Origin of the sequence: Microbacterium sp. NPDC060132 (assembly GCF_042729675.1) — a bacterium.
In the GTDB taxonomy this organism is placed as follows: domain Bacteria; phylum Actinomycetota; class Actinomycetes; order Actinomycetales; family Microbacteriaceae; genus Microbacterium; species Microbacterium sufflavum.
Genome location: NZ_JBHWXU010000001.1, coordinates 1,417,823 through 1,438,214, shown reverse-complemented (window position 1 = coordinate 1,438,214; position 20,392 = coordinate 1,417,823). Strand labels below are relative to the sequence as shown.

Annotated in this window: 18 protein-coding genes; 6 read left to right on the top strand and 12 right to left on the bottom strand. The window is 72.4% G+C overall.

Annotated features, from left to right (window positions below; genetic code table 11):
• Positions 1-38: 38 nt before the first annotated feature.
• From ACFWCH_RS07120 to ACFWCH_RS07100, 5 genes are read right to left on the bottom strand one after another with little or no spacing between them, the layout of a single operon-like run.
• Positions 39-797, bottom strand: coding sequence for an SDR family NAD(P)-dependent oxidoreductase (locus ACFWCH_RS07120; protein ID WP_136033934.1), 759 nt, complete (start codon positions 795-797; stop codon positions 39-41).
• Between the two features lie 18 nt (positions 798-815).
• Positions 816-2,042 (bottom strand): ATP-NAD kinase family protein, encoded by a 1,227-nt coding sequence (locus ACFWCH_RS07115; RefSeq protein WP_378803233.1) that lies wholly within the window; start codon positions 2,040-2,042, stop codon positions 816-818.
• The gene (gene gcvPB, locus ACFWCH_RS07110; protein ID WP_378803232.1) at positions 2,039-3,622 is read right to left on the bottom strand and encodes an aminomethyl-transferring glycine dehydrogenase subunit GcvPB; all 1,584 of its coding nucleotides are present in this window, start codon (positions 3,620-3,622) and stop codon (positions 2,039-2,041) included. The genes ACFWCH_RS07115 and gcvPB overlap by 4 nt, the downstream gene beginning before the upstream one ends.
• Positions 3,619-5,001 carry an aminomethyl-transferring glycine dehydrogenase subunit GcvPA gene (gene gcvPA / locus ACFWCH_RS07105; RefSeq protein WP_378803231.1) on the bottom strand — a complete coding sequence of 461 codons (1,383 nt, stop codon included), beginning with the start codon at positions 4,999-5,001 and terminating at the stop codon, positions 3,619-3,621. Before gcvPA ends, gcvPB begins: the two co-directional genes overlap by 4 nt.
• Complete coding sequence (locus tag ACFWCH_RS07100; protein ID WP_378803230.1) at positions 4,998-7,079, bottom strand: beta-galactosidase; 2,082 nt, start codon at positions 7,077-7,079, stop codon at positions 4,998-5,000. The genes gcvPA and ACFWCH_RS07100 overlap by 4 nt, the downstream gene beginning before the upstream one ends.
• A 147-nt stretch (positions 7,080-7,226) precedes the next feature.
• On the opposite strand from ACFWCH_RS07100, the gene ACFWCH_RS07095 reads away from it, so the two are divergent.
• Positions 7,227-7,883 carry a GntR family transcriptional regulator gene (locus tag ACFWCH_RS07095; protein ID WP_136036827.1) on the top strand — a complete coding sequence of 219 codons (657 nt, stop codon included), beginning with the start codon at positions 7,227-7,229 and terminating at the stop codon, positions 7,881-7,883.
• Between the two features lie 12 nt (positions 7,884-7,895).
• Here ACFWCH_RS07095 and ACFWCH_RS07090 read toward each other — a convergent pair whose 3' ends face one another.
• The 6 genes from ACFWCH_RS07090 to ACFWCH_RS07065 form a co-directional block, all read right to left on the bottom strand.
• Positions 7,896-9,587, bottom strand: a complete 1,692-nt coding sequence (locus ACFWCH_RS07090; RefSeq protein ID WP_378803229.1) for an amylo-alpha-1,6-glucosidase — start codon at positions 9,585-9,587, stop codon at positions 7,896-7,898.
• Positions 9,584-10,531 carry a carbohydrate ABC transporter permease gene (locus tag ACFWCH_RS07085; RefSeq protein ID WP_136036829.1) on the bottom strand — a complete coding sequence of 316 codons (948 nt, stop codon included), beginning with the start codon at positions 10,529-10,531 and terminating at the stop codon, positions 9,584-9,586. Before ACFWCH_RS07085 ends, ACFWCH_RS07090 begins: the two co-directional genes overlap by 4 nt.
• Positions 10,528-11,490, bottom strand: coding sequence for a carbohydrate ABC transporter permease (locus ACFWCH_RS07080; RefSeq protein WP_136036830.1), 963 nt, complete (start codon positions 11,488-11,490; stop codon positions 10,528-10,530). The genes ACFWCH_RS07085 and ACFWCH_RS07080 overlap by 4 nt, the downstream gene beginning before the upstream one ends.
• 4 nt (positions 11,491-11,494) lie before the next feature.
• Positions 11,495-12,802: an ABC transporter substrate-binding protein gene (locus tag ACFWCH_RS07075; protein WP_378803228.1), complete on the bottom strand. Its 1,308-nt coding sequence runs from the start codon at positions 12,800-12,802 to the stop codon at positions 11,495-11,497.
• A gap of 155 nt (positions 12,803-12,957) precedes the next feature.
• Positions 12,958-14,166: a hypothetical protein gene (locus ACFWCH_RS07070; RefSeq protein WP_136036832.1), complete on the bottom strand. Its 1,209-nt coding sequence runs from the start codon at positions 14,164-14,166 to the stop codon at positions 12,958-12,960.
• A gap of 67 nt (positions 14,167-14,233) precedes the next feature.
• On the bottom strand, positions 14,234-15,439 hold the full coding sequence (locus ACFWCH_RS07065; protein WP_378803227.1) for a hypothetical protein: 1,206 nt from the start codon (positions 15,437-15,439) through the stop codon (positions 14,234-14,236).
• 124 nt (positions 15,440-15,563) lie between these two features.
• Here ACFWCH_RS07065 and ACFWCH_RS07060 point away from each other — a divergent pair, with 124 nt between their 5' ends.
• The 5 genes from ACFWCH_RS07060 to ACFWCH_RS07040 all read left to right on the top strand — a co-directional run bounded on the left by ACFWCH_RS07060 (position 15,564) and on the right by ACFWCH_RS07040 (position 18,956).
• A complete protein-coding gene (locus ACFWCH_RS07060; protein ID WP_378803226.1) occupies positions 15,564-16,637 on the top strand; it encodes a M4 family metallopeptidase in 1,074 nt (357 codons plus the stop codon).
• Positions 16,609-16,929, top strand: a complete 321-nt coding sequence (locus ACFWCH_RS07055) for a protealysin inhibitor emfourin (protein ID WP_206251976.1) — start codon at positions 16,609-16,611, stop codon at positions 16,927-16,929. Before ACFWCH_RS07060 ends, ACFWCH_RS07055 begins: the two co-directional genes overlap by 29 nt.
• A 76-nt stretch (positions 16,930-17,005) precedes the next feature.
• Complete coding sequence (locus ACFWCH_RS07050) at positions 17,006-17,227, top strand: hypothetical protein (protein ID WP_136032966.1); 222 nt, start codon at positions 17,006-17,008, stop codon at positions 17,225-17,227.
• Between the two features lie 52 nt (positions 17,228-17,279).
• The gene (locus ACFWCH_RS07045) at positions 17,280-18,131 is read left to right on the top strand and encodes a ribonuclease H (protein WP_378803225.1); all 852 of its coding nucleotides are present in this window, start codon (positions 17,280-17,282) and stop codon (positions 18,129-18,131) included.
• A gap of 87 nt (positions 18,132-18,218) precedes the next feature.
• Complete coding sequence (locus ACFWCH_RS07040) at positions 18,219-18,956, top strand: Pr6Pr family membrane protein (protein ID WP_378803224.1); 738 nt, start codon at positions 18,219-18,221, stop codon at positions 18,954-18,956.
• Here the strand turns inward: ACFWCH_RS07040 and ACFWCH_RS07035 are convergent.
• The gene (locus ACFWCH_RS07035) at positions 18,947-20,299 is read right to left on the bottom strand and encodes an FAD-dependent oxidoreductase (protein ID WP_136032963.1); all 1,353 of its coding nucleotides are present in this window, start codon (positions 20,297-20,299) and stop codon (positions 18,947-18,949) included. The two genes, ACFWCH_RS07040 and ACFWCH_RS07035, sit on opposite strands and share 10 nt — an antisense overlap.
• Between the last annotated feature and the right edge of the window lie 93 nt (positions 20,300-20,392).

The window sequence follows — 20,392 nt, the reverse complement described above, 5'->3', positions numbered from 1 at the left end:
TGGGTGCCGACCCCGCGCCTCCGACGCCCTCCCGGCGCTCAGGCGATGCCGCCGCCGTCGACCACGAGGGCTGCGCCCGTGACGTAGGAGGAGTCGTCGCTCGCGAGCCACACCACGGCCTGCGCGACCTCCTCGGGCTCGCCCATGCGGCGCAGCGGGCGGTCGGCGGCCTCGGCCAGGAAGGAGTCCGCGTCCTGCGCGAGCTGGCGCGCCTCGTCCCGCAGCATGCCCGTGTTCACGTCGCCCGGGTTGACCGAGTTCACGCGGATGCCGGCGGGCCCGTGGTCGATCGCGAGCGCACGGGTCATGTTCACCACGGCGCCCTTGGACGCGCAGTACGACAGGGCGCGGCCGCCGCCCTTCAGACCCCAGCCCGAACCGGTGTTGACGATCGAGCCACCGCCCGCGGCCTCCATGATCGGCACGACGTGCTTGCACATGAGGAAGATGGCGCGCACGTTCACGCCGAACACAAGGTCCCACTCGTCGACCTCGATCTCGACCGCGGTCTGGCGGCGGATGATGCCGGCGTTGTTGAACACCACGTCGACCCCGCCGAACTCCTGCACGGCGGTCGCGACGACCCGCTCGATGTCGGGCTCGCGGGACACGTCGGCGGCGACCGCGACCGCCGTGCCACCGGCATCGCGGATCTCGGCGGCCACGGCCTCGGCCGCCTCGGCGTTCAGGTCGACCACGGCGACGGCGGCACCCTCCGCCGCGAGCGCGAGGCAGGTGGCACGGCCGATGCCGCCCGCGCCGCCGGTGACGATGGCCTTCTTGTTCTGGAGTCGCATGGGGGGTCCTTTCGGGGGTCAGACGGGGGAGAGTTCGGGTGCGGTCACAGGGTAGAGACTGCTCGTGCCGACGCCGGTGACGACGCGGATGTGCCCGGCGAGCCGGGCGTCGAGCACGGGATCGCCCGTGTCGACGAGCAGGGGCCGGCCGTGCAGGTCGACGAGCTTCTGCTCGGGCGCGACGACCAGCAGGGGGTCGTCGCCGAGCGCACGGAGCACGGCCGCGGAGAGCTGCTGGTTGCCTCGGCCGAGCAGGAACCCCTGTCCGCCGATCACGGTCACCACGGCCTGCGCGGCGCCGAGCGCGAGTTCGTCCCGCAGCTGCCGTTCGCTCGCGCCGCGGACGAGGAGCCGCCCGTCGAGCACGACGTCGACCCCGAGGGGCGTGCCGTCGAGGCCGAGCTGCCGCGCGATCTCGGCCGTGGTGCCGCCGGGGCCGAGCAGGTAGCGCACGCCGGGCTGCATCCGGGCGACCGCGCCGCGCGCTGCGGCCTCGACGGCGGCGGCCTCGGTCGCGGGGGTCGGGGCCTTGCGCGCCTGCGTGCGACCGGCGTGCACGGGCACCCGCACGAGTCCGTACAGCGTCGGCTCGACCCTGGCCCGGCGCATCGCGGCCTCGTCGATGTCGAGCACCTCGCGCTCCGCCGTCGGGAGCCCTCCGTGGTCGATCCAGTCGGCCGCGAGGGCTCCGGCCGCGCGCGGGCTCACCGCGAACACGGGCGAGTACATCTTCACGCCCGCGGGCACCCCGAGCACGGCCGGGGTGCCCGCGCGACTGCGGAGTTCGGTCGAGGTCCGGCCGGGAGCGGGAGCCACGGTCGCGCGACCGTCAGTTTTCTCCGGAGTTGTGAGCGCCGCAGCGAGGTCGAGCGCCGCGACCGCATCGCGCAGTGTGCCGTCACCCCCGACGACGAGGATCAGCTCGACCCCGTCCGCCGCGAGGGCCGCGACCGCCCGGGACGTGTCGGCGGCCTCGGTCCGGACAGCCTCCGCGGGGGTGGAGAGCACGCGGGGCCGGAGCCCGGCGGCGCGCACCGCGTCGGCACCCAGGACTCCTGCGGCCGTGGCCACCTCGAGCCCCGGGTGCCGCGCGGCCAGGGTCGTCAACGCCGAGGCCGCGCGCTCCTGCACACGCGAGCGCGCTCCGCGCTCGACGGCGAGGCGCTGCACCTCCGGGCCGTCGGAGCCCGCGAGACCCGCGGGTCCGCCGACGCCGGCGACGGGGTTGACGACGAGACCGATCACGACGCGGCGGCCTCCGCGGCGAAGTACTTGCGGCGGTACGCGCGCCACGTGACGGCCCAGCGCTCCGGGTCGTCGAGGTCGTCGTGGTGCGTGTGGTGCACGGTCTGGTTGTGCGGGGCGGTGCGCACGACCTCGGGGTTCTCCCTGGCCTCGCGCGCGACCTCGGCCAGCGTCGCGGCGTACTCGTCGAGCTCGCTCATGGAGTACGACTCGGTGGGCTCGAGCGTGAACGGCTGCGGCACCACGTAGGGGTGGTGGCTCGTCCAGTAGTGCATGCCGAAGTCGGTCATGCGCACGCCGATCTCCTCCGACGACACACCGGTCTCCCGGTAGAGCTCCTCCCACGAGTACCGCACCTGCTCGATGCGGCGGCGGCCGGCCGCGTACGGCGCCGAGGCCCCGGGGATCGCGAGCACCTTCGCCATCAGGTAGTTGTTGTTGAGCACCGCGGTCTCGGCGGCGGCGAGCAGCCCGTCCGCGCCGAGCGCCATGATCCACGAGTAGGCCTTCACGAGCGCGGGGATCACGCCGAAGAACGGCCCGACCGCGCCGATGGACCGCTCGCCCGCCTCGGCGACCGCGAACGTCCCGTCGTCCTCGCGCACCACGCGGGGGCCCGGGAGGAACGGGGCGAGGGCCGCGCTCACGGCGTTGGCGCCCGATCCCGGGCCGCCGCAGCCGTGCGGGGTGCCGAACGTCTTGTGCAGGTTGAAGTGGCACACGTCGAACCCGGCGTCGCGAGCCCGGGTGATGCCGAGGATGCCGTTCGCGTTCGCCTGGTCGTACGAGGCGAGGGCGCCCACGGCGTGCGCGGCGTCGACCCACTCGCGGATCGCGGGGTTGTAGATGCCCGTGTCCTCGGGGTTCGTGACCATGATGGCCGCCGTGCGCGGGGACAGCGCCGCCTTGAGCGCGTCGAGCGACGGGTAGCCGTCGGCGTCGGGATACACCGTGATGACCTCGTAGCCGGCGGCCTTCGCGGCTGCCGCGTTCGAGGGGTGGCTGAAGATCGTGGTGATGACCTCCCGGCGCTGCTCCGCCTCGCCGTTCGCCTCGTGGTAGGCGCGGATCATCGCGATGTTCGACCAGATCGCCGCGGAGCCGCCCTGCGTGTGCAGCGAGACCTCGTCCATGCCGGAGATCTCGGCGAGCATCCGCTCCAGCCGCCACACGATCTCCAGCACGCCCTGCGCGTCGGCCGGGTCCTGGTGCGGGTGCATCGCGGTCAGCTGGGGGGTGCCGGCGAGCTGGTCGTTGATCTTGGGCGCGTACTTCATGGTGCAGGTGCCCTGACCGATGTCGACGTTGAAGTCGGCGCCGAGGTTCTCCTGCGACAGGCGCAGGTAGTGCTTGAGCACGCGCATCTGCCCCATCTCGGGCAGCGCGGGAGCGGCGGGGCGGCGCAGGGCGGGCGGCAGGTCGGCGACCACGTCGCCCACGGCGCTGCGCACCTCGGGCTCCACGGCCGAGACGAGCACGCCGCGCTCGCCCGGGGTGGAGAGCTCGAAGACGATCGGCTCGTCCCATCGGGCCTGCTGGAAGCGGCGGAGTGCCGGCTTGGGGGCGACGGGGAGGCTCATCGGTTCTGCTCCTCTGCGAGCTCGGGGGCGACGACCGCGGCGAGCGCGGACGCGAGACGGTCGATGTCGGACTGGGACGTGAGCTCGGTCACGCAGACGAGAAGGCGGTGCTCGTCCACGACCACGCCGGGCTCGATGCCCTGGGCGCGGAGGGCGGACACGACCTCGGCGGCCGGCACGGGCAGCGTGACGGTGAACTCACGCAGGTGCACGGCGTCGTCGTCGAGCGTGACCCCGGGCAGCGCGGACAGGGACTGCTGCGCGTAGCGGGTGCGGGCGAGCAGCACCTCCCCCAGCTCGGCCATCCCGGCGGGTCCCATCAGCGACAGGTACACCCCGGCGGCGATGCCCCAGAGCGCGGCGGCCGTGCCGACCCACTCCTTCCCCTCCTCGCGGTGCGCGAACGAGGTGCGGTCGTAGGCGACGTCGCCGAACCCGTACTCTCCGGGCACGTCGGTGGTGGCGAGACCGAACAGGCGCGACGGCATCTCCATCACGAACCGGGGGTCGTCGTGCACCGCGATGAAGCCGCCGTGGGCTCCGCCGAACCACTGGTGCAGGCCGAGCGACTGGATGTCGCCCGTGACGATGTCGGCACCGGCGAGCGCGGGCGGCGCGAGCACGCCGTAGCCGATGGGGTCGGTGCCCACCACGAGCACGGCGCCCGCAGCGTGCGCGGCGTCGGCGATCTCGCGGAGCGCGGCCTCGACCGCGCCCGTGGCGCTGGGCGTCTCGACCCAGACCGCGGCCACGTCGTCGCCGAGGGCCGCGCGGACGGCGGCCACGTCGGCGGTACCGTTCACGGTGGGGAGGTGGTCGAGGGTCAGGTGCGCCCGGATGTAGTCGTGCACCTTCGAGGTCTTCGCGGGCAGCACGTCGCTGGCGACCAGCACGCGCGGGCGTCCCGTGAGGCGTCCGGCCATGGCGAGCCCGGTCGCGGTGGCCTGGTAGCTGTCGTAGGTCGGCACGTTCACGACGTCCATCTCCAGCAGCTCCGCCATGAGCGACTGGTACTGGAACAGCGCCTGGAAGCGGCCGTGGTCCTCGTACGGCTCTCCGGCGTAGGCGGTCAGGAACTCGCTGCGGCCGATCACCTCGTCCACGACCGCGGGCACGTAGTGGTTGTAGGTGCCCGCGCCGAGGAAGCTCAGGCGCTCCTGCGTGGAGCGGTTCTTCGCCAGGAGCCCCCGCACGTGCCGCGCGAGGTCCTGCTCGGCGACGAACGGCGCCGGCAGGTCGAGCGGGCGGCCGAGCCGCAGCGCCTCCGGCACGTCGGCGTAGAACTCGTCGACGGTCTCGGCGCCGACGGCCGCGAGCATCGCGGCGCGCGACTCGGGTGCGGTGTTGGGGATGTACGGATGCACGAACGGGGCGGTCATGCGTCCTCCTTCACGGGGATGGGGGTGGCGGTCGGGATGGTGTCGGCGCGGGGCGAGGCGAGCACGGCGACGCCGTAGCGGTCGAGGTCGAGCCGGTCGCTGTGCCGGGCGCCGGTGAGCAGGTCGACCCCGGGGCCGGGCAGCTCGACGGCGACGGGCGCGCGTCCGTGGTTGAGGTAGAAGGTGTAGTCGGTGGTGTCGTCCGCGCGGGTGACGACCTCCACGTCGAGGTCGACGTGGTCGCGCGCCGGAAGACCCGCGGTGCGCAGCACGTCACGGAACAGCGGCAGCATGCCGTCGTGGTCGATCATGGCGCTGACGTACCAGACGGAGCCGCGGCCGACCGGGCGGCGGGTCACGGCGGGGAGCCCCGCGAGCTCTCCGCTCGCGTACGTGCCCCGGACCTCGACGTCGTCGTCGGCCTCGATCCACTCGCTCCAGCTCGGGACGGTCAGGGTCTCGCCCGCGTAGGCGATCTGCTCCGTCTCACCGTCCGCGAGCGGCCACTGCTCGTCCACCTCGATGCCGAGCAGCGTCCGCAGCGGGCCGGGCGCGCCACCGTCGTGCACCTTCTCGGTCGCGTCGACCACCCCGGAGAAGGGCCCGACGACGAGGTGGCCGCCGCGCTCCACGAAGGCCGCGAGCGCGTCGGCGTGCTCCTGCTCCGCGATGTACAGGTTCGGCACCACGACCACGTCGTAGCGGTCGAACGGACCGGCGGCACGCACCGCGTCGACGGGCTGGCCGAGGGCGTACAGGGCCCGGTGCCAGGCGCGGGCCTGCTGCGCCCACTGCAGCCGCTGCGAGGGGAGCGACTCCGCGGCGCTCGATCCCCACCAGGAGTCCCAGTCGACGACGAGGCCGACGCGGGAGCGCACCCGGGTGCCGCGCACGGCCTCCAGCTTCTGCAGTTCGAGGCCGAGGGCCTTGGTCTCGCGGAAGCTGCGCGACCTCTCGCCGCGGTGGCCGAGCATCGAGGAGTGGAACTTCTCCTGGCCGTACTTGGCCTGCCGCCACTGGAAGAACATCACGGCGTCGGAGCCGTGGGCCACGGCCTGCAGGCTCTCCACGCGGATCTTGCCGGGAGCCTTGGGCACGTTCACGTCGCGCCAGCTGGTGGCGCTCGCCGACGACTCCAGCAGCAGCCACGGCTGCCCGTCCTTGAGCGCCCGCATGAGGCCGTAGTTGAGGGCCGCACCCACGTGCGAGGTGGGGTCGGCGGGGTCGGGGTAGGCGTCGTCGGTCACGACGTCTTCCACCGCGGCGAAGTCCCAGTAGTCGAGGTCGCGGAACATGCTCATGAAGTTCGTGGTCACGGCGATGTCGGGGGTGACCTCGCGCAGCACGTCGATCTCGATCTGGAACAGCTCCAGCAGCGCGTCGGAGGAGAACCGTTCGAAGTCGAGCAGCTTGGTGGGGTTCACCGGTCCCGGCGCGCGCTTGGGAGTCTCGATGTGCTCCCACGACGTGTAGCGCTGGCCCCACACGTTCACGCCCCACGCCTCGTTGAGGCCGTCGAGGTCTCCGTAGCGCTCCTGCAGCCAGCGCCGGAAGTGGCGGGCCGACTCGGGGCACCAGCACCGCGACGTGTGGTCGCCGTACTCGTTGGAGATGTGCCACATCGCCAGGCCGGGGTGCTCGCCGTAGCGCTCGGCCATGGCACGGGCCATGCGGGCGACGTTCTCGCGCCAGATGGGCGACGAGGGGCAGTAGGTCTGGCGGGACCCGAACTCGAGGCGGTGTCCGTCGGCGTCCCACGGCGCCATCTCCGGGTGGGCACGCAGGAGCCACGAGGGCGGGGTGGCGGTCGCGGTGGCGAGGTCGATCGCGATGCCCGCGTCCCACAGCAGGTCGATGATGCGATCGAGCCACGCCCAGTCGTACACGCCGGGCTCGGGCTCGAGCTGCGGCCAGCTGAAGATCGGGAGGCTCACCATGTTCACGCCCGCTTCGCGCATCAGGCGGATGTCCTCGTGCCAGGTCTCCTCCGACCACTGGTCGGGGTTGTAGTCGCCGCCGAACGCGAGCGCATCCAGGCGCACGCGGCGGAGCGGCTGGTCGGCGCGGGGTCCGGACACGGAGGCTCCTCTCTGAGTCACGGGCCGCCGTGTCGGCGCTCTGGCGCATTCCGACGTCCCGCTGTATTCTGTATACAACACACTAGGTCGCCGTCCGGCCGGGCGTCAACCCATAGGCTGACGGGCAGGCGGCAGAAGGGGAAGGTCATGGCGATCGAACGCAAGAACCTGCGCTCGCAGGTGCGCGAGGAGCTGCTGACCCGTATGCGCGCCGGACTCGTGCAGCCGGGCGAGGGCATCAACGAGGTGCAGCTCGCGACCGAGCTCGGAGTCAGCCGCACACCGCTGCGCGAAGCCCTCATCGCCCTCGAGTCCGAGGGGCAGATCGAGAGCGAGAACGGCAAGGGCTTCCGGTTCGTGCCGCTCAGCGCATCGGAGTTCCGCGACCTCGCCCCCGTCATGGCCGCCCTCGAGAGCCTCGCGCTCGAGCTGAGCCCGCCCGACGAGCTGCGGACGATCGGCGCCCGGCTCAAGGAGATGGCCGACGCCTTCGCCGACGAGCTCGTGGAGCACCAGCTCGTCATCACGAAGGACGACGAGTGGCACAGCCTGATGCTCTCGGCGTGCCCCAACACCCGGCTCCTCGCGGTGATCGACAGCGTGCGCAGCTCGTTCCACCGCTACGAGTCGCTGCTCGTGCCGGAGGACGTGAAGGTCGAGCGCGTCGCCGCCGAGCACGCCGAGATCGCCCGGCACCTCGCGGCGGGCGACGTGCCCGCCGCCGTCCAGGCCCTCAAGCTGAACTGGACGAACGGCATGCAGCGCATCCTCGACAACGCCACCAGCAGCTACTTCACCGCCTGACCCGGCCACGGCTCACCGCGACAGCGTCACGGCGAGGTCGATGAACAGCGCCGCCGACCAGCCGAACGCGGTCGTGGCCGTGCGTGCCTTCTGACCCGTGCGCGGGTGGAAATACTCGTGCGGGCCGCCGCCGTGGATCACGAGCGCCACGGTCTGCTCCCGCAGCTGCCGTGCGCGCTCGGCGAAGCCGGACGCCTCCAGGCCCTCCGCCACGAGAGCGGCCGTGTTGACCCACACCGGGCCGCGCCACATCCGCTCCTCCGAGAAGTCGGGGTCGGATGCGGCGACCGTCGGCAGGCCCCACGGCAGCGCGAACCGCTCCGGGTCGTCCACCGCGGCACGCAGCGCACCGGCGATCTGCTCCGGCAGGGTTCCGGTGAGCAGCGGCATCAGGCCCACGACGGTGTCGCTCGTGAGCGTCTCGCCGCCGCCGAACGCGAGGAAGCGTCCGCTCTCGGGGTCCCACATGCGCAGCAGCAGCTCCTGCGTCGCCTCGGCGCGCTCGCGGAACCGGCTCACGTCGGCGCCGGGCTCGTATCGGGAGAGCAGGTCGGCGAGCTCGCGGTCCTGCCGCACGAGGTAGGCGCCCAGGTCGGGGGCGGCCGTGGGGAGCGGGCCGTCGAAGATCGGGCTGTCGTCGAGCCCCGAGGAATAGGGGTGTCCGTACTCGGGCATGCCGTCGTGGTCGAGATCGCTGCCCGCGAACCACCAGTCCTGCGAGCGGACGACCGTGGCGAGCTGGCGCCGTGCCCACTCCGGCGCGTCCTCCACCTCCAGCACCGCGCGCAGGGCCCATGCGGCGAGCGGCGGCTTGGTCAGCGGCACGGGCGCCGTGGGGTCGGCGATCTGCGAGCCCGCGCGGCGCAGGTTCGCGCGGTCGCTCTCGGGCAGGTCGTCGCTCGTGGCGAGCACGCCCACCTCGTGCACGACGTCGGGGAGCTGTCCGTCTGGCTGCGGGAACCGGAACGCGATGTCGAGCTGCTCGCGCGCGAGCGCGGGGTCGCCGTGGCGGAGGCCGACGGCGATGAAGTACGCGTCCCACTGCCACAGTCCCACGTAGCCGATCTTCGACGGCACGATCGCTCTGGCGTCGCCGAGGGAGGGCAGCTCGACGATGTTCGCGCCGAGCACCCACCAGCAGAAGGCGGTCATCTCCTGCAGGTCGTCGCGCACGCGCGGACACCGGGCGAACCAGTCGTCCCAGACGTGGGCCGTGGCGGCGAGGGCGGCCCGGTGATCGCCGGACTCGACCGTGACCGAGCGGTCGGGAGCGACGCGGAGGCGCAGTCCCTCTCCGAGCGCGTGCTCCTCGCTCCGGCCGTCCGGGCGCGTGAGCCGCACGCGCAGGCCGGGGTCGCCGCCGATGCTCAGCGTCGCCGGGTCGGCGAAGGTGAGCGTGGCACGCTGCGTCTCCGCACCCGCCCCCGGTTCGTGAGCGGGCGTAGCGAGACGAGGGGCCCCGAACGCGATCCTCTCGGGTCGCACGTCGGCCACCGGCAGCACGGCGCCGTCCGCGTCGAGCACCTCCACGAGGTCGAGCACGCGGCACTCCGACAGCCGCCGCTCGTACTCCGAGGTGTGCACGCGCACGCCGTCGCCCTCGCCGAACACGAGCACCCGCGACCGGGGCAGCGTGAACGGCGCGGTGATCAGGTCGAGGTGCCGGCCGGCGAGCCCGGCGAGGTCGAGGTCGTCGGCCATCATCGCCCGCCCAGGCCCGACGCGGCCATGCTGTTGAGGATCTTCCGCTGTCCGATCACGAACACGATCAGCATCGGCACGGTCGCGATGGCCGAGGCCGCCATGACCAGCCCGTAGTTGATCGAGCCGAACTGCCCCTGGAACGAGGTGAGCAGCAGCGGCACCGTGAACAGGTCGGGGGTGTTGAGCAGCACGAGCGGGAACAGGAACGCGTTCCACACGCCGAGCGCCGTGATGATGCTGAGCGCGGCGAGTCCCGGCTTGAGGTTGGGCAGCACGATGCTCCAGAAGATGCGCCACCGGCCCGCGCCGTCGACCAGCGCCGCTTCCTCCAGCTCGCGCGGCAGGGCGAGCACGAACTGCCGCATCAGGAACACCGCGAACGGGTTCGCGATCATGCCGGGCACGATCAGCGCCAGGTGCGAGTCCACCCACCCGATCTGCGACATCAGCAGGTAGAAGGGGATGAGCGTGACCTGCGCGGGGATCATCTGTGTCGCCAGGAACACGATGAACAGCACCTTGCTGCCGCGGAAGCGGATGCGCGCGAACGCGTAGCCCGCCATCGATGCGGTCAGCAGCGTGCCCACCACGACCAGCACCGCGATGTAGGCGCTGTTCAGATACGCCTGCCCGAACGGCACCGCGTTCCAGGCGTCGGCGTAGTTCTCCACCGTCCACGGGTTGGGGAGGAACTCGAGCGGGTTCTTCAGCAGCTGCGGCAGCGTCTTGAACGACGTCAGCAGCATCCACACGAACGGGAACACCATCGAGATGCCGGCGATCGTGAGCACCACGTGGAGCGCGGTGGCTCCGAGGCGACGGCGGGCGCGGTCGGCGCCGGGCCCTCCGCGACCGCGGCGACGGTAGCCGGGGGCCGTGAGGGCGACGGTCGAGTCGGTCGCGGGGGCGGCCGGCTCGATGAGCGAGGGCGTCTGGAGGGTCATGCCGGGTCATCCTCGTAGTGGACGAACTTCTTCTGCGCGCCGAACTGGATCGCGGTGATGACGAGGGTCAGCACGAGCAGGATCACGCTCGCGGCGCTCGACGGACCGAACTCGAACCGCCCGAAGCCCAGATCGAAGATGTGGTAGACGATCGTGCGGGTGGCGTTGTCCGGGCCGCCGCCGGAGACGAGCACGTAGACCGTGTCGAACGTCTGCAGCGACGAGATGAAGGCGATCACCGACGAGAAGAACACGATCGGGGAGAGCAGCGGCAGGCGGATGCCGGTGAACAGTCGCCAGGCGCCGGCGCCGTCGATGCGGGCGGCCTCGATGACCGAGGGCGAGATGTTCTGGAGCCCGGCGAGGAAGATCACCACGTTCAAGCCCATCGACGACCAGATCGTGACGATGCAGACCGCGAGCAGCGCGAGCTTGGGGTCCTGCAGCCAGTCGGGCGGGGTGATGCCGAAGACGTTGGCGATGGTCGTGGACAGCAGGCCGTCCGCGCGGAACATCTGCTGCCAGATCATGGCGACCGCGACCGTCGACGTCACGACGGGCGCGAAGAACAGGATGAGGTAGAGCGTGCGGGTCTTGAGCCGTTCGAGCGCGACCGCGACGATCACGGCGAGCGTGAGGCCGATCGGCACGGTGATGACCGCGATCAGCAGGGTGTTGAGGATGGCGCGGCCGAGGAGCGGGTCGGTGAGCTGCTCGGCGAAGTTCGCGAAGCCCACCCACTCCAGGTCGCTCAGCCCGTCCCACTCCGCGAAGGCCAGCACCAGGCTGGCCCCGAACGGCAGGATGACGAACAGGGCCATGCCGAGCAGCTGCGGGGCGACGAACACGTAGCCCCAGCGGCGGTCGCGGCGGCGCCACGCGGCCTCGGGGCGCAGGGGCGGGGCGGATGCCGCAGGCTCGGCCTGCGGCATCCGTCCGTTCTCGGTGAGAGTGGTCACCGGTCTACTTCTCCGACCGTTCCGCGACCACGTCGGCGATCGTGTCGAGCGTGGTCTGCGCGTCGACCTTGCCCTCGTAGAGCTTCTGGAACTCCTCCGCGATGGCGACGGGCAGCCCGGGGATGCGCGCCTCGGCGGGGTAGTCCTCGAAGCCGATGTCGCGCATGTCGAGGAAGGTCTGCGCGTGCGCGGGGTAGTCACCCTCCAGCACGACCTCGTCGGCGCCCTTGATGGACGGGACCGCGTTGCCGCCGCCCTCGAGGCGGAAGGTCTGTCCCTCGGCGGAGAGGAACTCGGTCCAGAACGTGAACGCGGCGTCCTTCACCTTGGTCTTGCCGTTGATCGCGAGGAACGACGTGGCGACGCCGGTCGGCGCTTCCGCACCGTCGGGGGTGGGCCAGCGCACGATGTCGTAGCTGTCCTGCTCGCCCGCCGCGCTCACGGTGCCGATCGTGTAGCGGCCCTGCACGAAGAACCCGGCCTTGTGCGTCACGAACACGCTGTCGGCACCGGCGCCGTCGGGGAGGGTGTCGGCGACCACGAAGGTGCCGTCCTGGAAGAGGTCGCCGAACTGCTGCATGGCCTCGACCGTGTCGGCGTCCTCGTTGGCGACGAACGTCCGCTTGTCGTCGTACGGGGCGTCCAGGCCCTGCGACGACAGCCAGCTCCAGTGGGTGGCCCAGTAGTTCCAGTACATGGTGCCGGTGAGGCCCGCGTCGTGCAGGGCCGCGTTCATCTCGAGGAACTTTTCGGTGGTCCACTCGCCGTTCTCGGCCAGGGTCGCGGGGTCTTCGGTGATGCCGGCCGCGGCGAGCGCCTGCTTGTCGTACCAGAACACGTCGGGGTTGGAGTCGTTGGGCGCCGCGTAGACCTCGTCGTCGTGCTCGGCCGCACCGAACAGGCCGGGGAAGAAGTCGTCGTAGGCGGTCTTGCTGTCCTTCGAGTCCATCAGCTCGCGCAGCGGCATGAGCCGGTTCGAGTCGACGAACTGCCCGATCATGTCGTCGCCCACGTAGAACACGTCGGGCGCGGTGTTGCTGGTCAGCTGGGCGAGCAGCTTGGAGTGGTAGTCGCCGTAGCCGGCCACGGGCTGCAGCTTGACGGTGATGTCGGGGTGGCGCTCCATGAAGTCCTTGTTGAACTCCTCGTAGCGGGTGAGCTCCTCCGGAGTGCCCCAGGTGGACCACACGACGGTGGCCTTGCCGTCGGCGTCGACGCTGCCGCCCCCGCCGCCACCGCTGCACGCGGCGAGTCCGAGTGCGAGCGCTCCGGCGGCGCCCAGGGCCAGATACCGTGTCGCAGCACGTGCCATCTCGCTACCTCTTTCATCGTTGAAGTTCGGGTCGGATCACCCCGCGGGGCTCTCCAGTATTCTGTATACAGAACGCAATCCTGTCAAGGGTGAGCCATCGCCGCACGACGAAGGGGCGGACCCCACCCGGATCCGCCCCTCCTGTCCCGTGGCGCTCAGTGCCCGGCGGCACCCACCACCACGAACTCGTTCGGGATCACGTCGAGCGTGGCCTCGGCCGCCACCTCGCCCGTGTGCAGGTCGACCGCGACGATGCGCTTCTTCGCCGGCTCGGTCACATAGGCGATGTCGCCCACCACCCGCAGGCCCGGGTGCGGGTCCTGCCACTCGGCCGGGCTCTCCCACGCGTCGATGACCGACCAGGAGTCCTGCACCGCACCGGACTCGTCGAGCACGGTGAGGCTGCCGTCGGCGCCCAGCACCACGATGTCGTCGTGGGCGCTGCGACCCACACCGCGCCACGTGTACTCGGCCGGGGCATCGACCACCGAGAGGCTCGCGGCCGCGGTGTCGACCAGCACCAGCTGCGACAGGAAGTAGCCCTCCTGGTCGGGATCCGTCTTGTAATCGCCGACCGCGACGGCGCTGGTGTCGGTCACGTAGGCGTTGCCGGTGCGCCCGAACTCGTCCGGGGCGTCGAGCTTGGTGAAGGCGCCGTCCGCGAAGAGCAGCACACCGTCCTCGCAGCCGAACATCACGACCTCCCCCTTCAGCGCGCCCTCCCCGTGCACGCTCGGGCACCGCTCGTCGCGCGCGAGCTCGGTGCCGTCCGCCGCCAGGTGCCGCACGCCGCTCCGGGCCTCCGCCGTGCCGATCGTGGACAGGACGGTGCCGTCGGACAGCTCGATGGCCACCCCGTGGTGCGCCGCCTCCGACGCGATGGTGTCGAACTCCGGCAGGGTGCCCGTGCCGACCGCGTCGGTGTCGAACACGCGCACCTCTCCGGTGCCGTCGTCGAACAGCGCGGTGCGGCCGGCGTGCGGGGTCGCGTGTCCGGCGGCCACCGCCTCGAACACCTCCCCGGTGAACTCGACGGCTCCGGAGGCGAGACCGGTGTCGAGCACGTGGAAGCCGTCCTCGGCCGTGACGAACACATGGCCGTCGTGGTCGCCCGCGCCGTTCACGCGCAGGAATCCGTCGAGCTCGGCCTCGCCGACGGTCTCGAGGGTGTCGCCGTCGAGCACGACCACGCCACCGTCGTAGGTGAGGGCGACGCGGGTCTCCGCCTCGTGATGGTCGTGCTGCTCCGGCGCGGCACCGGTGGTGTTCTCGGACGCGGGGGAGGCTCCGGCGCATCCGGTGAGGGCCACGGCGGCGATCGCGCCGAGGGCGCCCAGCGCGAGGCGCCTGCGGGGTCGGGACATGGGTTCGTCTCTCTTTCTTCTCAGGGTGCGCGGATGCGCGGCGGCGCGGGGCGCCGAGGACTCTGGATCAGCCGACGAGCTGGAGGAACACGGCCTCGAGGTCGCTGAAGGTACGGGTGATGCGCGCGTCGCCGTTGTCGATCTCGTAGACCGTTCCCGCGGCGGGATCGGCGACGTAGACGCGTCGTGCGGACACCCGCAACTCCACGCGGTCTCGCAACGCCGGGTCTGCGATGGTCGCCGCGAGCAGGGGCTCGGTGCGGGCCAGCACGGATCCGTCCGGCGCCAGCACGCGGAGCCGTCCCTCCGCGTCGACCGCGACCGTGCGACCGGCGTCGTCTCCGATGGCGACGGCACGGATGAGCGGGACGTCGGAGGGGATCAGCGTCCAGGTGCGCTGACGCACGTCGAGCAGCCACGCACCGTCGTCACCGGCGACGCCGGCGAGGTCCGGCCGGTCGGCGCGACCGTCGAGCCGCGTCGCCGCGGGTGCTCCGGCCGGATACGGGATCGCCTCGCCGACGATCTCACCGCCCACCTGCCGGGTGAAGAGCAACGCCTCTTCCGCGCACGCGAAGACCGCGCCGACGCGGGTGAGGTCGGCGTCGGAGACCGCGCCGCACGGTATCTCGGCCGCGGCGGCAGGGGCGCCCTCGCCGTCGACGATCCGGATGGTGCCGGAGGCGGTGGGCACGAGGAGCCGGTCGGCGAACGGGAGGACCGGGCCCGCGTGCGCCAGGTCGAGCCGGGCGGTGTCGAGTCCGCCGGCGAGGTCGTCGTGCGGGAGCACGACGACCTCCGCGCCGCCGAAGCCGATCGCCGTGCTCTGACCGGCCCCGCTCACCCGCACCTCTCCGTCGCCGTCCAGCGAGCCGACCTGCCGCGGCTCGCCCTGGAACGAGTGCGTGTGGTCGCCGTGCGGCACGGTCCAGCGCCCGGTATCGACCACGTCCACGGTCGCCTCGTCGCCGTCGGTGCGGGCGAGGAACACGAGGCGCCCATCGCCCGACACCGCGGCCCTCCCGGCCCCGGCGTCAGTGAGGACGACGCGCTCTTCGCTGTCGAGATCGAGAAGGGTGAGGGCGCCCCGCTCGTCCGCGACGGCGAGGGCGAGGGCGGGCGCAGCGACCTCCGCGGCGCCGCCCGAGTCGATGCCGTGCGCACCGGGATCCGCCGTCGCAGCGGGCGCGACCGGGGAGGCGCACCCGGCGGCGAGGAGGACGAGGAGGGCGGAGGGGGCGAGGGCTGCCCGCCGGAGGAGTGCGAGGTTCATGACTCTGTCACCTTATTGAGAACGATTCTCAATCTCAAGTCAGCAGGTGAGGGAGCGGGCCTGCGGCCCGTCCGGTGCGACGAGCGAGCGGACGAACGTCCGAGGCGGGGCGTAGGGTCGCACCATGAGCAGCGCAGAACCCCTCCCGCGGCACGGCGTCATCCCCTCCTACCTGCTCGCGCGCCTCGCCGAGTCCGGCCGCTTCCCCAGGGCGGCAGCCGCCGCCCGGCAGACCCTCACGGCCGGTCGTCCACCGTTCCGCGCACGCATCGACCTCTCGATCGACGAGAACGGCGACCTCGTCGCCCAGCTGTCCGACGCGCCGAACCGCACGATCAGCGACGCCGGCAACACGCAGCAGCTGCCGGGCGCCGTGGTCCGCGGCGAAGACGACGCGCCGGTCGACGACCCCGCCGTGAACGAGGCCTTCGATGGCCTCGGCGCCACGTTCGAGATGCTGCTGGCCGCCTTCCAGCGCAACTCGCTCGACGACGCGGGGGCGCCGCTCGACGCGACCGTGCACTACGGCGTCGACTACGACAACGCGTTCTGGGACGGCGAGCGCATGGTGTTCGGCGACGGCGACGGCGAGGTGTTCCGCGGCTTCACCGGCTCGCTCACCGTGATCGGGCACGAGCTCGCACACGGGGTCGTGCAGCACACCGCGAACCTGGAGTACCAGGGCCAGCCCGGCGCCCTGAACGAATCGATCGCCGACGTCTTCGGCGCGCTCACCGAGCAGTACGCGCAGGGCCAGACCGCGGCGCAGGCGAGCTGGCTCATCGGCGCCGAGATCTTCACCGAGGCCGTGCAGGGCTCGGCGCTGCGGTCGATGATCGCCCCCGGCACGGCCTACGACGACGATGAGCTCGGCAAAGACCCGCAGCCCGACCACATGAGCGGCTTCGTCCGCACGACCGAGGACAACGGCGGCGTGCACATCAACTCGGGCATCCCCAACCGGGCGTTCGCCCTGTTCGCGCGCGACCTCGGCGGCAACGCCTGGGAGCGCGCGGGAACCGTCTGGTACCGGGCGCTCACGGGCGGGCTGTCGAGCACGGCCACGTTCACGGAGTTCGCCGACGCCACGGTGGCCGCGGCCGTCGCGGTCGACGAGGAGACGGCGGCCGCGGCTCGACGGGCGTGGAGCGCCGTGGGAGTCTATGAGCATGAGCGAGGACCCGGCACCTCCGAGTGACGCCCCCGTCGTGATCGCCGTCGTGCGATCGGGCGGCATCGCGGGCATCCGTCGCCAGTGGCGTGTGGAGGCGGAGCCGTCCGACGCGGACGAGTGGATCACGCTCATCGACCTCTGCCCGTGGGACCAGGACGCCGACGCGTCACCCGGGGCCGACCGCTTCATGTGGAGCATCCGCGCGCGCACGCCCTCCGAACGTCGGGAGCGCGAGCTGCCCGACTCCGCGCTCGAGGGCCCCTGGCGGACGCTCGTCGAGGCCGTGCGCGCCGCCTCGACCCGCGACCCCGCCTGAGCCCGGCCCGCGGGCAAGCGATCAATCCCGTGTGAATGCGACCGCGGGTCGTGCGGCCGGGGTCATGATGGACTCCATGGGACTCTTCCAGCAGCGACCCGAAGAAGAAGAGCAGCAGTGGGCTCTGCCGTCCGAGCCGCTCGAACGCTCCGACGCCGACCTCCTCGACACGGCCCCCGCGGTGGACCCCCTCACGCTCGGCCTCGGCGCCCCGGCCTCCGTGAGCTCGATCGTGTTCCCGGTCGCACCGCCCGCGCCCGAGGCCGCGACGATCGAGAACAGCGACCCCGAGGACTGACCGCGCTGCCCTCTCGCGCGGCCGCGTCGGCCCCCACCGATACGGTGGAAGGATGACCATCACCGCCGCCGCAGACGGCTCCGCCCTGGGCAACCCCGGCCCGAACGGCTGGGCCTGGTACATCGACGACGCCAACTGGGCGGCCGGTGGTTCCCCGCACGGCACCAACAACCAGGGCGAGCTGCGGGCCGTGCTCGAGCTCCTCCGCGCGACCGCCGGCACCGACGAGAAGCTGCTGATCGAGTGCGACAGCCGCTACGTGATCGACTCCGTGACGAAGTGGATGCCGGGGTGGAAGCGCCGCGGATGGCGCAAGTCCGACGGCGGCCCCGTGCTCAACCGCGACCTGCTGGAGGGCATCGACGAGGCGATCCGCGGACGGGACGTGGAGTTCTCGTGGGTCAAGGGCCACGCGGGGCACCCCTTGAACGAGGCAGCGGACGAGCGCGCGAACGCGGCGGCGAAGGCGTACCAGCAGGGGCAGGAACCGCGCCGGGGCCCGGGCTTCACCCTCGCGACCGACGCCGGTGCCGCGGTCGCCGCCTCCGCCCCCGTCGCCGCGCATGCCGCGACCACCTCTTCCCCGGCGGCTGCCCCTCCCGAGAGGACAGCCCCGGCCGCGAAGACCACCTCCGTCGCGACGGCGACCTCCGCTCCGGCCGCGGGTTCCGACCGCATCACCGGGGCGCCCACCGCCTCCGGCCCCGCCGCCACCCCCGTCTCCGGGTCGTACGCGGAACCGCTGTGGGCGGAGCCGTCCGACCTGCTCGACGGCCTCGACCGCCCCGACGACGACCCGATCGAACTGCGGATCCCGCTGTCGTCCGATGAGCACGCGCGCCTCCGCGACCGCGCCGAGGCGCAGGGCGTCTCGCTCGAAGAGGCCCTGCGTCGGCTGATCTGAGCGCACGGCGCAGCCACCCGCGACGCGGCGAGCGCTCGGGTGGACTCCGTAGACTCGGCGGATGATGGTGGGGACGGTGACGCGGCGGTGAGGACCCGTACGGTCTTCGGCCTGCTCCGTCTGAGCGCAGCCTCCATCTGCCTCGTCGCCCTCATCCACCGCATGGCCTGGGGCCTGGCGTCGCACACCATCGCGAGCCAGAACTTCTTCGCCTACCTGACGAACCAGTCCAACCTCGCGTTCGTGGTGCTGCTGTCGATCGCGGGGGTGCTCGCCCTGCGGCGTGCGCGAGACCCGCGGTGGCTCACGGTGGCGCTGGCGCTCGTGCTGACGTGGACGATCACGGCCGGCCTGGTGTTCGCGATCCTGGTGTGGCAGGCGGGTGTGCGCGGCATCCGCATCGACGTGCCGTGGTCGGATCAGGTGCTGCACTTCTACCTGCCGGCGGTCACGGTCGCGGCCTGGGCGCTGGCTCCGGGGCATCGAGCCGTGCCGTGGCGTGTGGTTCCGATCACCCTCGTGTATCCGGTGCTGTGGGGTGTCGCGACGCTCATCCGTGGCCCGCTGATCGGCTGGTATCCGTACTACTTCCTCGACCCGCGGCAGGTGAGCGGTCCGCCCGAGTTCGTGATCTCGTGCGCGGTGGCCCTGGCATCGTTCAGCATCGTCGCGACCGCCCTGGTGCTGATCAGCCGGATGCCGCTGCCGCGGCGGTTGCGCACCGACGCGGATCCCGAGCCCGATGATCCCCCGGACGACGACCGCGGCAGCCCGGCCGGTGCGGTCGATGCGCGCGAGCGGGTCGGCGCGTCGGCTCAGACGTAGACGGTCAGCGACGCCAGCGCCGCGTCGAACGCGTCGTCGTCGCTGAGCTCCGCGAACTCCGCGGCGGCCGCACCCCCGACGATGCCCACCAGCACGTTCTCGCCCGTGACGGGGCGCAGATTGATCCAGGTGGGGATGACCGCGTCGGTGCCGACCGCGTGCCACACGGCCTCGTCGTTCTCCCAGAACGCCTCGTCCCACCGCAGCCACACGGTCTCGATGGCCCCCATGCCGAGCGCCGAGATCGCGCCGCGGTTGGCGAAGGGCAACGGCGGGTCGAACTCGATGCTGCGGTCCTGCAGCACCCCGAGCGGCACCGTCACCACCACCCGGTCGAACGACAGGGCCTCCCCGGTGCCGAGGCGCACGCTCACCCCGGTGTCGTCGTAGGCCAGGCGGGCGACCGGGGAGTTCAGGCCGACCTGCACTCCGTCGAGCGCGTGCTCCACGAACGGCACGAGGCTGTCGCGGGTGGCGGCCGGGTCGCCCGTGGGCAGCGGCGGCGCGAACCAGCTGGAGAGCTCGTCGGCTGCGGCACCCGTGCGCGCGGCGAGGATGTCGAGCAGGGCGGCGGTCGAGGGATCCGCGGGGTCGATGCCCGCGGCGGTCAGCGCGTCGGTGACCGAGACGTCTTCCGGGGCGGCCTGGGCGGCGGCGATGGCCGTGGTGACGGGCACGGGGTCGACGGGTTCGATGTCGCCGTCGGGGGTGCGCCACAGCGAGCCGGTGAGGTCGACGGTTCCCACGTCGCCGGCGCGCAGCCGGTCGAGCACCTCGGCGTCGTCCTCGCCGAACAGCCAGGCGCCGAGCTGCACCGGCACCGGCCAGGAGTCGTCGCTGCGGGTGAAGACGCGCCCGCCGACGCGGTCGCGCGCCTCGAACACGGTCACCTGCAGGCCCCTGTCGGCGAGGAGGGCGGCGGCGGTGGCTCCCGCGAGGCCCGCGCCGATCACGGCGACGCGCTCCCCCGATCCCGCGGCATCCATCAGCTCGTCGACCACGCGTTCCCCCGAGGCGATGGCTCCGCGCACAGTGCCGGGGGCGTCTTCGTCGGTGGCCTCGCCCGCGAAGAAGAGGCGATCGTCGACCGGGCGGCCGAGGGCGGCGCGGGCGTCGGCGAGCACTCCGACGGGGGTGAAGCTGGCAGCTCCCAGGGCGAACGGGTCGGTGGTCCAGGTGCTGCGGATGCTGCCGGCAGGTGCGGGGACGCCGGGCGGCGGCTCGGGCTCACGCGTGCGGGTGGGCGTCGGCGTGGGCTTCGGCTCCGGCGTGCAGGAGGCGAGAAGCACCGAGACGGCACCGGCTCCGGCGCCGAGGAGCAGGGTGCGGCGCGTGATCCTCATCGTGCCGCCACTTTATCCCGCTCCACCCCGGTCCGCCGCCGCGCCTCCGCGGCGGGCGGTCCACAACTCCCCGGAAACGGCGAGCAGGGACGC

Coding starts and splice junctions, on each gene's coding strand:
- ACFWCH_RS07120 (WP_136033934.1), bottom strand. CDS start 797: ATGCGACTCCAGAACAAGAAGGCCATCGTCACCGGCGGCGCGGGCGGC.
- gcvPB (WP_378803232.1), bottom strand. CDS start 3,622: ATGAGCCTCCCCGTCGCCCCCAAGCCGGCACTCCGCCGCTTCCAGCAG.
- gcvPA (WP_378803231.1), bottom strand. CDS start 5,001: ATGACCGCCCCGTTCGTGCATCCGTACATCCCCAACACCGCACCCGAG.
- ACFWCH_RS07095 (WP_136036827.1), top strand. CDS start 7,227: ATGGCGATCGAACGCAAGAACCTGCGCTCGCAGGTGCGCGAGGAGCTG.
- ACFWCH_RS07090 (WP_378803229.1), bottom strand. CDS start 9,587: ATGATGGCCGACGACCTCGACCTCGCCGGGCTCGCCGGCCGGCACCTC.
- ACFWCH_RS07085 (WP_136036829.1), bottom strand. CDS start 10,531: ATGACCCTCCAGACGCCCTCGCTCATCGAGCCGGCCGCCCCCGCGACC.
- ACFWCH_RS07075 (WP_378803228.1), bottom strand. CDS start 12,802: ATGGCACGTGCTGCGACACGGTATCTGGCCCTGGGCGCCGCCGGAGCG.
- ACFWCH_RS07070 (WP_136036832.1), bottom strand. CDS start 14,166: ATGTCCCGACCCCGCAGGCGCCTCGCGCTGGGCGCCCTCGGCGCGATC.
- ACFWCH_RS07065 (WP_378803227.1), bottom strand. CDS start 15,439: ATGAACCTCGCACTCCTCCGGCGGGCAGCCCTCGCCCCCTCCGCCCTC.
- ACFWCH_RS07060 (WP_378803226.1), top strand. CDS start 15,564: ATGAGCAGCGCAGAACCCCTCCCGCGGCACGGCGTCATCCCCTCCTAC.
- ACFWCH_RS07055 (WP_206251976.1), top strand. CDS start 16,609: ATGAGCGAGGACCCGGCACCTCCGAGTGACGCCCCCGTCGTGATCGCC.
- ACFWCH_RS07050 (WP_136032966.1), top strand. CDS start 17,006: ATGGGACTCTTCCAGCAGCGACCCGAAGAAGAAGAGCAGCAGTGGGCT.
- ACFWCH_RS07045 (WP_378803225.1), top strand. CDS start 17,280: ATGACCATCACCGCCGCCGCAGACGGCTCCGCCCTGGGCAACCCCGGC.
- ACFWCH_RS07035 (WP_136032963.1), bottom strand. CDS start 20,299: ATGAGGATCACGCGCCGCACCCTGCTCCTCGGCGCCGGAGCCGGTGCC.